The sequence below is a fragment of the Streptomyces sp. NPDC005533 genome (assembly GCF_042871845.1).
Taxonomy (GTDB): Bacteria; Actinomycetota; Actinomycetes; order Streptomycetales; family Streptomycetaceae; genus Streptomyces.
In genome coordinates this window covers 1-11,103 of record NZ_JBIAJH010000085.1, presented here as the reverse complement: position 1 = coordinate 11,103, position 11,103 = coordinate 1, and the positions used below count along the sequence as shown (strand labels likewise).

Below are 11,103 nucleotides of genomic sequence, written 5' to 3'. Positions count from 1 at the left end.
CAAGCCTTTCGTCTGGACGAAGACAGCCGACCAGATCCTTGAGTCCCTCGCCTCGTACTGCCGGCGAATTACTGACTCAGCACACTAGGTCGTCTGTACGCGAAGGCCCCGGCCGCCCCTCGCTCGCAGGGGCGGCCGGGGCCTTCGCGTACCGGGTCCGGGTGCGTACGAGGCCCCGCAGGCCCCGTACGCCGCTCAGGAGGCCCGTACGCCGCTCAGGGCGCCCGGTCCGGCGCCCGGCTCCGGGGCGGACGTCAGACGGCCGTCGGCCATCGTCGCCGTACGGTCCATCCGCTCCAGATGGGCGTGGTCGTGCGTGACCACGACCGTGGCGGTCGATCGCTCGCGGGTCAGGGTGACCAGCAGGTCGAGCACGGCGGCGCCGCGCTCGTGGTCCAGGGCGCTGGTCGGCTCGTCGACCAGCAGCACCGCGGGCTCGTTCATCAGGGCGCGGGCGATGTTGACCCGCTGGCGCTGGCCGCCGGAGAGCTGGTGCGGCCGCTTGTCGGCCTTGTCCGCCAGCCCCACCGCGTCCAGCAGCTCCAGCGCGCGGCGGCGCACGGCCTTGGCGGGCCGCCCGGAGAGGTGCGCCATCACCTGGAGCTGTTCGGCGGCCGTCAGCGAGGCCAGCAGGTTCGGCTGCTGGAAGACGATCCCGATCTTCTCGCGGCGCAGGGCCGACTTCTCGGCCGCGCCGAGCCCCGCCGTGTCCCGGCCTGCGACGACGACCCGGCCGGAGTCCGGCGTGACCAGGGTGGCGGCGACCGCGAGCAGGCTGGACTTGCCGGAGCCCGAGGGGCCGATCACCGCCGTCAGGGTGCCGGCGGGCACCTCCAGGAGGACGTCGTCCAGGGCGGTGAGCCGGCTCTCGCCGTCGGGGTAGGTGAGCGTGACGTCGTGGACGAGCAGGGTCATCGGGCGCTCCCGAGGGCGGTCAGCGGGTCGACGGCGGTGATCCGCCGGATGGACAGGGCCGCGCCGAGCGCGCCGAGCACGATCATGATCGCGGCGGGGACGAGGACCGTGGCGGCGTCGAGCACGAAGGGCACGTTCCCGCCGCTGATCAGTCCGCCGAAGCCGGCGGCCAGCGCGGTGCCCAGCCCGGTGCCGATGGCGAGCATCACCACGGCCTGGCCGAGGGCGTCCTTCAGCAGGTAGGGGGTGGAGGCACCCAGTGCCTTCAGGACGGCGATGTCGCCGCTGCGCTGGATGGTCCACACCGTGAAGAAGGCCCCTATCACCAGGGCGGAGATGACGAAGAGGAAGCCGCGCATCAGCTGGAGGGAGCCGTTCTCGGCCTGGTACGAGCCTATGGCGCCCAAGGCCTCGTCGACGGTCTGCGCCCTGGTCGCGGCGGCCTCGTCGGCGGCGGCGAGGTCCAGGCCGTCGCCGGAGACGGCGACGACGGTGGCGAGGGTGTCGACGGAGGTGCCGGGGTTGCCGATGCGCTGCCAGTCGTCGAGGTCCATCCAGACGACCGGGGTGTGGCTGTAGGCGGCGGTCCCCGAGACGGCGGCCACGGTCAGTTCGAGCGGGCCGATCCTGAGCCTGGCGCCCGCGGTGAGGCCGCCGAGCTCCTTCGCGGCCTTCTCGGCGAGGACCACCCGGCCCTGGGTGAGGCCCGCCTTCCGCGGCCCGAGCGGGCCGGCGGGGTCCACCCCGAAGACCGAGACGGCGGCGGTGCGCTCACCCGAGACGGCGTTGGTGGTGCGGATGCCGAGCGGCTCCGCGGAGGTCACCCCGGGCTGCTTCCGCCAGGCCAGCCAGGCGGACTCGGGGACCTGGGAGTTGGTGAAGGACACCTTCTGGTCGCCCGGGGGCGCGGCGAAGGCCAGGTGGGTGGCGGGCAGGCCGGTGATGGCCGAGATGTTCTCCCGGGCCAGGCCGGAGGTGAGCCCGGACAGCAGGCCGACCAGCAGCGTGATCAGCAGGACGACCGAGCCCATGAGGGCGAACCGCCCCTTGGCGAACCGTAGATCTCTCCATGCGACGAACATGTTCCCCACCTTGGTCTTCCGCGTGGACACAAGGCATCGCGCCACAGGAGGGATCCTCGTGTCGAAGGGCGCACCGGTACATCAAACTTTCGGTTGACCGGGGCCGGCCGGGCCCGACTTACGCTGGTCCGGCCATGACTGCTGCCGCTGCCCCCTTCCTGCCCGTCTCCCGCGCCCTCACCCCGGTGTCGAAAGTGCTGCGGATGTGCCTGCACGCGCTGCTCCTCGGGCTGCTCGCGCTCGCCGCCGGCCGGGCCGTGACCGACGCCGCGCCCCGCGCCGGCTGGGTGATCGCCGCCTGCGCGGTGCTGGCCGCCGTCTACGCGGGCGGCGTACGCACCCCCGCCGTGCACGGTTCTCCGCGCGCCGGGGCGGTGTGGCTGGCCGGGCTCGGCGCGGCCTGGGCGGCGCTGCTGGCGGTCTCTCCCGACGGGCTGTGGATCGCCTTCCCCCTGTACTTCCTGGAGCTGCACCTGCTGCGGCTGCGCTGGGGCGTCGCGGCCGTCGCACTGACCGCCTGCGCGGCCATCGGCGGGTTCCTCGCGCACAGCACCGCGGTGACCCCCGGGGCCTTCCTGGGGCCGCTGCTGGGCGGAGCCGTGGCGGTGGCGACCGTCCTCGGCTACCAGGCGCTGTACCGCGAGAGCGAACGCCGCCGCGAGCTGATCGAGGAGCTCATCACCACCCGGGCCGAGCTGGCCGCGGCCGAACGGGGCGCGGGGATCCTGGCCGAGCGGGAGCGGCTCGCCCGGGAGATCCACGACACCCTCGCGCAGGGGCTGTCCTCCATCCAGCTGCTGCTGCGGGCCGCCGAACGGGCGCTGCCGCGGGAGGCTCCGGCGCTGGAGCACATCGCCCGGGCCCGGGAGGCCGCCCAGGACAACCTCGCCGAGGCGCGCCGCTTCGTACGGGCCCTGACCCCGCCGGATCTGGAGCACGGGTCGCTCGCCGCCGCGCTGGAGCGGCTGTGCGCGGGGGTGCCGGGGCCGCGGGTGCGGTTCTCGCTGAGCGGCAGCCCGCGGGTGCTGCCCACCCCGTACGAGGTGGCGCTGCTGCGGATCGCGCAGTCGGCGCTGGCCAATGTGGTGCGGCACGCGCGGGCCGGGCGCGCCGAGATCACCCTGACCTTCATGGACGCCTCGGTCACGCTGGACATCGTGGACGACGGGCACGGCTTCGACCCCTCCTCGGCCGCTTCGGCCTCCGGCGACGGCGGCTTCGGGCTGCCCGCGATGCGCTCGCGCGCCGAGACGCTGGGCGGGCTGTTCACCGTGGAGTCCGACCCGGGCCAGGGCACCGCCGTGGCCGTCACCCTGCCGCTGCCCCTGGAGGTCTGACGATGACGATCCGGCTGCTGCTCGCCGACGACCATCCGGTGGTCCGGGCGGGACTGCGCGCGGTCCTGGACACGGAGGCGGACTTCGCGGTGGTGGCCGAGGCGGCGACCGCCGAGCGGGCGGTGGAGCTGGCGGGCGCCGAGCCGGTGGACGTGGTCCTGATGGACCTCCAGTTCGGGCCGGGCCCCGGCATGCACGGCTCGGAGGCGACGGCCCTGATCACCGCACGCCCGGGCTCCCCCCGGGTGCTGGTGCTGACCACGTACGACACGGACGCGGACATCCTGGCGGCGGTGGAGGCGGGCGCCTCGGGCTACCTGCTCAAGGACGCCCCGCCGGAGGAGCTGGCGGCGGCGGTGCGGACGGCCGCGGCCGGCCAGTCGGCACTGGCCCCGGCGGTCGCACTGCGCCTGATGGACCGGATGCGGACCCCGGCGGAGGCGCTGACGAAGCGGGAGCTGGAGGTGCTGCAGCTGGTCGCGGACGGCCTGTCCAACCAGCAGATCTCGAAGAGGCTCTTCCTCAGCCAGGCCACGGTCAAGTCCCACCTCGTGCACGTCTACGCCAAGCTCGGCGTCGACTCGCGCACCGCGGCGGTCGCCGCCGCCGCCACCCGCCGGCTGATCCGCACACCGTGACCCGGTCCCGGTGCGGGGCCCGCCAGCGGGGCGGCGCGCGGGGCTGAGCGGCGCTACGCCACCCAGTGCGGGCGGTCCACCGCCGACGGCAGGGGTATCCCGTCGTGCAAGACGCTCGCGAGGCGGCGTACGCCCTCGTCCAGGCGGTCCGCGGAGAGCGTGTAGGGGATCCGGAGCCGGTGTTCGAAGGTGCCCGGGTCCACCCCGAAGCGGGCACCGCGGCCGATGTGCACGCTGGCGGCCGCGGCGCGCTCGGCCAGGGCGGAGCTGACGGCCTCGCCCAGGTCGACCCAGAGCGAGAGGCCGCCCGGCGGGACCTTCCAGGACCATTCGGGGGTGTGCCGCTGGAGGGCCCGCACCAGGGCCTCGCGCTGGATCCGCAGCCGGGCCAGGCGTGCGGGCAGGGCCCGGTCCATGTCGGCCATCAGCGGGAGCGCGACCAGCTGGTCGAGGACCGAGCCGGTCATGTCGGCCGAGACCCGTACCGCGGTCAGTTCGGCGATCATCTTCGCGCTGGCCCGGACCCAGCCCACCCGCAGGCCGCCCCAGTGCGTCTTGCTGAGCGAGCCGATGGTGATGACGTGGTCCGCGCCGCCGCGGGGGGCGAGGGAGGCCAGCGGCGGAGGCGCGGGCACGTCCAGCGCGATGTCGGCGATGGTCTCGTCGACGACCAGCCAGGTCCCGGTGGCGCGGGTCGCCGCGAGCAGCCGCAGCCGCTGCTCCGGCGGCATCAGCGCGCCCGTCGGGTTGTGGAAGTCGGGGATCACGTACGCCATTCTCGGCACGGTCTGGCGCAGGGTGGACTCGGCGATCTCCATGTCCCAGCCCGCGTCGGAGACGGCGATGGAACCGGTGCGCAGCCGCGCGTGGCGCAGGGCGTCGAGGGCGTTGGCGTAGGTGGGGTTCTCGGTGACGACGCGGTCCCCGGCCCGGCAGAGCAGGCTGACGACCAGGCTGAAGGCCTGCTGGGCGCCGGAGGTGAGCAGGATCTGCTCGGGGCGCGTGGGCAGCCCCCGCCGGCTGAACCGCTCGGCGACGGCGGTCCGCAGGTCGGGCAGGCCGAAGGGGTGGTAGCCGGGGCTGCGGGCGAGCCGGGGCAGGCGCGGCGCCGCCCAGGCGAAGGCCTCGGCGAGGCTGCCCTCGGGGGCGCCCATGGCGGCGATGGCGAGGTCGATGCCCGGTTCGCCGTCGGCGCGGCCGCCGATCCCGCCGATGATGGCGTGCGCGCCGACCGGGCGGTGGCCGTCGGGGAGTTCGGTCCAGGTGCCGGAGCCGCGTCGGCTGCGGACGTAGCCGCTCTCGCGCAGCAGGTCGTAGGCACCGGTGACGGTGGCGCGGCTGGCGCCGACGGCCTCGGCGAGTTCGCGTTCGGCGGGCAGCCGGACGTGCAGGGCGATCCGGCCGTCGAGGATCAGTGTGCGGACGGCGTCGGCGAGCGCCCGGTAGCCGGGGCGCGCGAGGACCTCCGCGGGCAGCAGGGCGGCGAGCTGCCGGCTGCCGATGGTTCTGTCCGCTGTCTGGACCACTCGCCCGTTTGCCATGCCAACCTCCCCTGATTGGCTCTGACGGCCAGGCCAATCGAGGACCAGACTCGCCGTATTGGCCCCCGATTGGCAAGGAGACGGCGAGATGCTGACCGACCGTGACGAACGTGCCCTGCTGGCCGCCGCCGAGAACAGGGTGTCCCGGCCGCTGCGCGTCGGGGCCGTGCTGGACTCCGTGCGCCGCACGCTCACGCGGCGCTCACGGGATTCCGGACAGGAGCGAGAATCGGTGGCATGTCAGCCAACTCCCCCTCCGGTTCCGACTCCCCCTCCGATCTCGGCTCCCCCGCCGATGCGCCCGTGATCGCGGGCCTGCTCCTGGCGGCCGGCGGCGGCCGCCGGCTCGGCGGGCGCCCCAAGGCCCTGCTCCCCTACCGCGGCCGCCCGCTCGTCGAGAACGCCGTACGGGTCCTGCGCGAGGCGGGCTGCGGCCCGGTGCACGTGGTGCTCGGCGCCTCGGCCGCCGAGGTCCGCGAGCGGGCCGACCTGGCCGGCTGCGTGGTCGTGGACAACCCGGACTGGGCGGAGGGGATGGGTTCCTCCCTGCGGGTCGGACTCACCTCGCTGGCCGGTACGGGCGCCCGCGCGGCCCTGGTCTCGCTGGTGGACCAGCCGGGCATCGGCCCGGCGGCCGTGGCCCGGGTCCGCGAGGCCTACCGCTCCCCCGCGAGCCTGGTGGCGGCCGCCTACGACGGGGAGCGCGGCCACCCGGTGCTGTTCGGGGCCGACCGCTGGGCCGACATCGCGGCGACGGCGACGGGCGACAAGGGCGCGCGGGTGCACCTCGCGCGACACGCCGAAGAGCTCATGCTGGTGGAGTGCTCCGACATCGCGGAGGCCTTCGACATCGACACGCCGCCCGACCTGGCACGTCTCCTCTGAGCACGGTGTGACGGCGATGGCACTGAGGGCCACCGGGACGGTGGATCTGTCGACTCAGAGAATCTCGATATCAACAAACCATTGAACTTCCACCATGAGGAAATTACTATCCACTGGTCAGAAGCGCCCTGAACCCCCAGACGGCGCCCGCGACCGTATTCCGGAACTCTCCACACCCGACGGCACTGCGTGCCGTCTCGCGCGAGCATTCCCCCGCGGCCGCCAGGCACCGCCGCTGAAGGAGTGACAGATATGTCCGCACCAGCGCCGTCCCCGCTGGCCATCGTCGACGCCGAGCCCCTGCCCCGGCAGGACGAAGTCCTCACCGAAGCGGCTCTCGCCTTCGTGGCCGAGCTCCACCGGCGGTTCGCCCCCCGCCGCGCCGAGCTCCTCGCCCGCCGCGCCGAGCGCCGTGCCGAGATCGCCCGGACCTCCACCCTCGACTTCCTCCCGGAGACCGCACAGGTCCGCGAGGGCGACTGGAAGGTGGCGCCGGCCCCGGCCGCGCTGAACGACCGTCGTGTGGAGATCACCGGTCCGACGGACCGCAAGATGACCATCAACGCCCTGAACTCGGGCGCCCGGGTCTGGCTCGCCGACTTCGAGGACGCCTCCGCTCCCACCTGGGAGAACGTCGTCCTCGGCCAGCTCAACCTCATCGACGCCTACGAGCGCCGCATCGACTTCACCGACCCGCGCACGGGCAAGGCGTACGCCCTGAAGCCCGCCGACCAGCTCGCCACCGTCGTGATGCGGCCGCGCGGCTGGCACCTGGAGGAGCGCCACCTGCGGTTCGAGGGCGGCCCGGCCTCCGGTTCGCTCGTGGACTTCGGCCTGTACTTCTTCCACAACGCGAAGCGCCTGATCGACCTCGGCAAGGGCCCGTACTTCTACCTGCCGAAGACGGAGTCGCACCTGGAGGCACGTCTCTGGAACGAGATCTTCGTCTTCGCCCAGGACTACGTGGGCATCCCGCAGGGCACCGTCCGCGCCACCGTCCTCATCGAGACGATCACCGCCGCGTACGAGATGGAGGAGATCCTCTACGAGCTGCGCGACCACGCGGCGGGCCTGAACGCGGGCCGCTGGGACTACCTCTTCTCCATCGTGAAGAACTTCCGTGACGGCGGCGAGAAGTTCGTCCTGCCGGACCGCAACGCGGTGACGATGACCGCCCCGTTCATGCGGGCGTACACCGAACTGCTGGTCCGCACCTGCCACAAGCGCGGCGCGCACGCCATCGGCGGCATGGCGGCCTTCATCCCGTCCCGCAAGGACGCCGAGGTCAACAAGGTCGCCTTCGAGAAGGTCAAGGCCGACAAGGACCGCGAGGCCGGCGACGGCTTCGACGGCTCCTGGGTCGCCCACCCCGACCTGGTGCCGATCGCGATGGCCTCCTTCGACGCGGTCCTCGGCGAGAAGCCGAACCAGAAGGACCGGCTGCGCGAGGACGTGCACGTCGCCCCCGGCGAGCTCATCGCGATCGACTCGCTGGACGCGAAGCCGACGTACGAGGGCCTGCGCAACGCGGTCCAGGTCGGCATCCGCTACATCGAGGCCTGGCTGCGGGGCCTCGGCGCCGTCGGCATCTTCGGCCTGATGGAGGACGCGGCCACCGCCGAGATCTCCCGCTCCCAGATCTGGCAGTGGATCAACGCCGGCGTGGTGTTCGAGAACGGCGAGACCGCCACCGCCGAGCTGACCCGCACGATCGCGGCCGAGGAACTGGCCGCCATCCGCGCCGAGGTGGGCGAGGAGGCCTTCACGGCCGGCAAGTGGCAGCAGGCCCACGACCTCCTGCTCCAGGTCTCCCTGGACGCGGACTACGCGGACTTCCTCACGCTCCCCGCGTACGACCAGCTGCTCGGCTGATCCCCGGATTCGGCTGAAACGCACAGCGGCCGAACCCCCCGGCTCCGCCCCCGTCGCCTTCACGGCGCGGGGGCGGAGCCGTTTGCGTTCCACAACAGGAGGAGCGCACTCCCGAACGACCGATCGGACGTTACTCGTTCGTAACGTGACTGTACCTAGCGGTAACAAGTGGGCCCGTGTCACCTTTCCGATGCCACCGGCCGGCGGTACCCCCACTTTCCCAGCCATGCGACGCAGTCGTCGCCGACTTCGGCATGGCCGAAAACGCAGGAGTTCCGCCGTGATCGGATTCCGCAACGCCAGCAAGGACCGGTACCGCAGTCGGGTGCGACGACTGACCGGGGCCGGATTGGTCCTGCCGCTCGCCGTCGGCGCGCTGATGGCCGGCGGCGCCGGGACCTCCGCGGCCAGCCCCGGGACCGGACCCACCGCCGTGGTGTCCATGGGCGACAGCTACATCTCCGGCGAGGCCGGCCGCTGGAAGGGCAACGCCCTCACCAACACCGGGAACCGGAACGGGACCGACCGGGCCTGGGTCGGCGGCAGCACCTACGATCCCGCCAAGGTGTACGGCACCACCGCCGGCGGGTGCCACCGCTCCGACTCCGCCGAGGTGCGCAGCGCCGGGGCGATCGCCGACGTCGCCGTGAACCTCGCCTGTTCCGGGGCGGTTTCGGACAACGTGTTCCGCGCCTCCAACGGCGGCGTCGCCTTCAAGGGCGAGGCGCCGCAGGCGGACCAGCTCGCCGCGGTGGCCGCGAGCCACGACGTCAAGGTCATCGCGCTGTCCATCGGCGGCAACGATCTGGGCTTCGCCGACATCATCAAGGACTGCGCGCTCGACTTCGTCCTCTGGAACTCGTACTGCTACGACGACCAGCAGTACGGGGTCGACCAGAAGATCGACGCGGTCATGGGGAAGGTCGGCAAGGCCGTGGACGAGGTGCGGGCGGTGATGCGCGGGGCCGGGTACGCCGACTCCTCGTACCGGATCGTGCTGCAGTCCTACCCGTCGCCGATCCCGCGGGGCGCGGAGAACCGGTACACCCAGAGCGACTGGAGCCGTCTCAACACGGGCGGCTGCCCCTTCTGGAACCGGGACTCGGACTGGGCGCGGGACTCGCTCGTGCCGCAGATGGCCGACCGGATCAAGGGGGTCGCCGCGGCCAAGGGGGTGCAGTTCCTGGACCTGCGGGACATGATGCAGGGCCGTGAGGTGTGCGCCAAGGCGAGCAAGCAGGTGAGCTCCACGGTGCCGGCCTCGGCGAAGACGAGCGAGTGGGCGCGCTGGATCGACAACAACGAGACGCAGGGCCTGATCCAGGAGTCCATGCACCCGAACCACTTCGGCCAGCTGGCGGCCGGCCGCTGCCTCGCCCTGGTCGTGGCCCAGCCCGCGAGCTCCGGCTTCAGCTGCAAGAACACCGCGGGCGGGGACCAGAGCGGGATGTTCCTGACGCCGGCCCCGTAAGGCCGATCGGGGCGGGAAGGTGCACTAGAACGTCGCGTCCAGCACGGAGAGGACGTTGCCCGCCGGGTCCTTGAACCAGGCGATGGTGGGCCCGCCTTCCGCCTCCCGGACGATGCCCTTGGCGTCCGTGTCGAAGCCCTCGTAGCGCTCGAACCGGACGCCCCGCCCGGTCAGTTCGTCGACGGCCCGGTCGACGTCGTCGACGGGGAAGTTGAGGATCGTGAAGCTCGCGGGCTCGTGATCGTCCTTCTGGTAGACCATGACCGTGTTGTCGCCCGCCAGGAGCAACGACAGCAGACCCATGTCCTTGTTCTCCGAGACGCGCAGCCCGAGGGTGCCTTCGTAGAACTCCTTGGCCCTGCCGAGGTCGTCGACGGAGAATCCGCTGAATGCCTTGGTGTCTGCGAACATGACCGTTCCTTCGATCCGACGCTCCCCGCTCTCCATCCTCCCCCCGACGGCGTCGGCCGTCGACCGACGGGTGGGTGCACGGACCGTCCGGCGCGGTTCACCGTGCGTCGCCCCCTGGCAAATCCGGGTGATCGGCGCGGCGCGGGCTGGCATGCTCTCGCCCATGGCAGCCCGCACCGCACGTCCCAGCCTCTACATCTCCGTCGACATCGAGGCCGACGGACCCATCCCCGGCCCCTACTCGATGATCAGTTTCGGGGCCGCGGTCGCCGGCCGGCAGGACGGCGCGTCGTATACGGCCGCCGATCCGCAGGAGCGGACCTTCTACCGCGAGCTGCGGCCGATCAGCGACGCGTACGTGCCCGAGGCGCTCGCCGTCAGCGGGCTCGACCGCGACCGGCTGGTCCGGGAGGGCGCCGACCCGGCGGCGGCCATGGACGCGTTCCGGACCTGGGTGCGGGAGGTGTCGGCCGAGGCCGGCGCGCAGCCGGTGATGTGCGGCTACCCGGCCCCCTTCGACTGGACCTTCCTGCTACTGGTACCTGATGCGGTTCGGCGGGGACAGCCCCTTCGGCCACTCCGGCTGCCTGGACATGAAGACCCTCTACGCGACGAAGGCGCGGGTGCCGCTGCGCGCCGCGGTCAAGGGCCGGATGCCCCGTGAACTGCTGTCGCGGCGCCGCCACACGCACCACGCCCTCGACGACGCCGTGGAGCAGGCGGAGTTGATGAGCAACCTGATGCTGTGGACCGCCCCGGTCGACTCGACACGCTGACCGGGCACGCGTACGGCGGTGGGGCCGGCCCCCCCCCCCGGGGGGGGGGGGGGGCCCCCCGGGGGGGGGGGGGGGGGGGGGCGTGTGGGGCGACCGGGGGGGGGGGGGGGGGGGGGGGGGGGGGGGGGCGGCCCCCGGGGGGGGGGGCCGGGGGGGGGGGGGGGGGCCAGGGGCC

At 73.1% G+C, this 11,103-nt stretch carries 11 protein-coding genes; 7 read left to right on the top strand and 4 right to left on the bottom strand.

From position 1 onward, the window contains the following. Positions 1-195: 195 nt before the first annotated feature. Both ACFYP3_RS35845 and ACFYP3_RS35840 read right to left on the bottom strand, forming a co-directional pair. Positions 196-915: an ABC transporter ATP-binding protein gene (locus ACFYP3_RS35845; protein WP_388842119.1), complete on the bottom strand. Its 720-nt coding sequence runs from the start codon at positions 913-915 to the stop codon at positions 196-198. Next, positions 912-1,997 carry an ABC transporter permease gene (locus ACFYP3_RS35840; protein ID WP_388842117.1) on the bottom strand — a complete coding sequence of 362 codons (1,086 nt, stop codon included), beginning with the start codon at positions 1,995-1,997 and terminating at the stop codon, positions 912-914. The genes ACFYP3_RS35845 and ACFYP3_RS35840 overlap by 4 nt, the downstream gene beginning before the upstream one ends. Before the next feature lie 134 nt (positions 1,998-2,131). On the opposite strand from ACFYP3_RS35840, the gene ACFYP3_RS35835 reads away from it, so the two are divergent. Together ACFYP3_RS35835 and ACFYP3_RS35830 are read left to right on the top strand one after the other, a co-directional pair. Continuing rightward, positions 2,132-3,334 carry a sensor histidine kinase gene (locus tag ACFYP3_RS35835; RefSeq protein WP_388842115.1) on the top strand — a complete coding sequence of 401 codons (1,203 nt, stop codon included), beginning with the start codon at positions 2,132-2,134 and terminating at the stop codon, positions 3,332-3,334. Positions 3,335-3,336: 2 nt separating this feature from the next. Then, complete coding sequence (locus ACFYP3_RS35830) at positions 3,337-3,972, top strand: response regulator (protein ID WP_388842113.1); 636 nt, start codon at positions 3,337-3,339, stop codon at positions 3,970-3,972. Positions 3,973-4,025: 53 nt separating this feature from the next. Here the strand turns inward: ACFYP3_RS35830 and ACFYP3_RS35825 are convergent, their stop codons facing one another. Then, a complete protein-coding gene (locus ACFYP3_RS35825) occupies positions 4,026-5,513 on the bottom strand; it encodes a PLP-dependent aminotransferase family protein (RefSeq protein ID WP_388842111.1) in 1,488 nt (495 codons plus the stop codon). 303 nt (positions 5,514-5,816) lie between these two features. Between ACFYP3_RS35825 and ACFYP3_RS35820 the strand changes: the two genes are divergently transcribed. The 3 genes from ACFYP3_RS35820 to ACFYP3_RS35810 all read left to right on the top strand — a co-directional run bounded on the left by ACFYP3_RS35820 (position 5,817) and on the right by ACFYP3_RS35810 (position 9,741). Further along, positions 5,817-6,398 carry an NTP transferase domain-containing protein gene (locus ACFYP3_RS35820; RefSeq protein WP_388842121.1) on the top strand — a complete coding sequence of 194 codons (582 nt, stop codon included), beginning with the start codon at positions 5,817-5,819 and terminating at the stop codon, positions 6,396-6,398. A gap of 252 nt (positions 6,399-6,650) precedes the next feature. Continuing rightward, positions 6,651-8,270, top strand: a complete 1,620-nt coding sequence (gene aceB, locus ACFYP3_RS35815) for a malate synthase A (protein ID WP_388842109.1) — start codon at positions 6,651-6,653, stop codon at positions 8,268-8,270. Between the two features lie 280 nt (positions 8,271-8,550). Continuing rightward, positions 8,551-9,741, top strand: coding sequence for a GDSL-type esterase/lipase family protein (locus ACFYP3_RS35810; RefSeq protein WP_388842107.1), 1,191 nt, complete (start codon positions 8,551-8,553; stop codon positions 9,739-9,741). 24 nt (positions 9,742-9,765) lie between these two features. Here ACFYP3_RS35810 and ACFYP3_RS35805 read toward each other — a convergent pair whose 3' ends face one another. Then, a complete protein-coding gene (locus tag ACFYP3_RS35805) occupies positions 9,766-10,152 on the bottom strand; it encodes a VOC family protein (RefSeq protein ID WP_388842105.1) in 387 nt (128 codons plus the stop codon). 163 nt (positions 10,153-10,315) lie between these two features. Between ACFYP3_RS35805 and ACFYP3_RS35800 the strand changes: the two genes are divergently transcribed. Beyond that, positions 10,316-10,816 carry a hypothetical protein gene (locus ACFYP3_RS35800; RefSeq protein WP_388842104.1) on the top strand — a complete coding sequence of 167 codons (501 nt, stop codon included), beginning with the start codon at positions 10,316-10,318 and terminating at the stop codon, positions 10,814-10,816. Beyond that, on the top strand, positions 10,806-10,928 hold the full coding sequence (locus tag ACFYP3_RS35795) for a hypothetical protein (protein ID WP_388842102.1): 123 nt from the start codon (positions 10,806-10,808) through the stop codon (positions 10,926-10,928). Before ACFYP3_RS35800 ends, ACFYP3_RS35795 begins: the two co-directional genes overlap by 11 nt. The last annotated feature ends 175 nt before the right edge of the window (positions 10,929-11,103 follow it).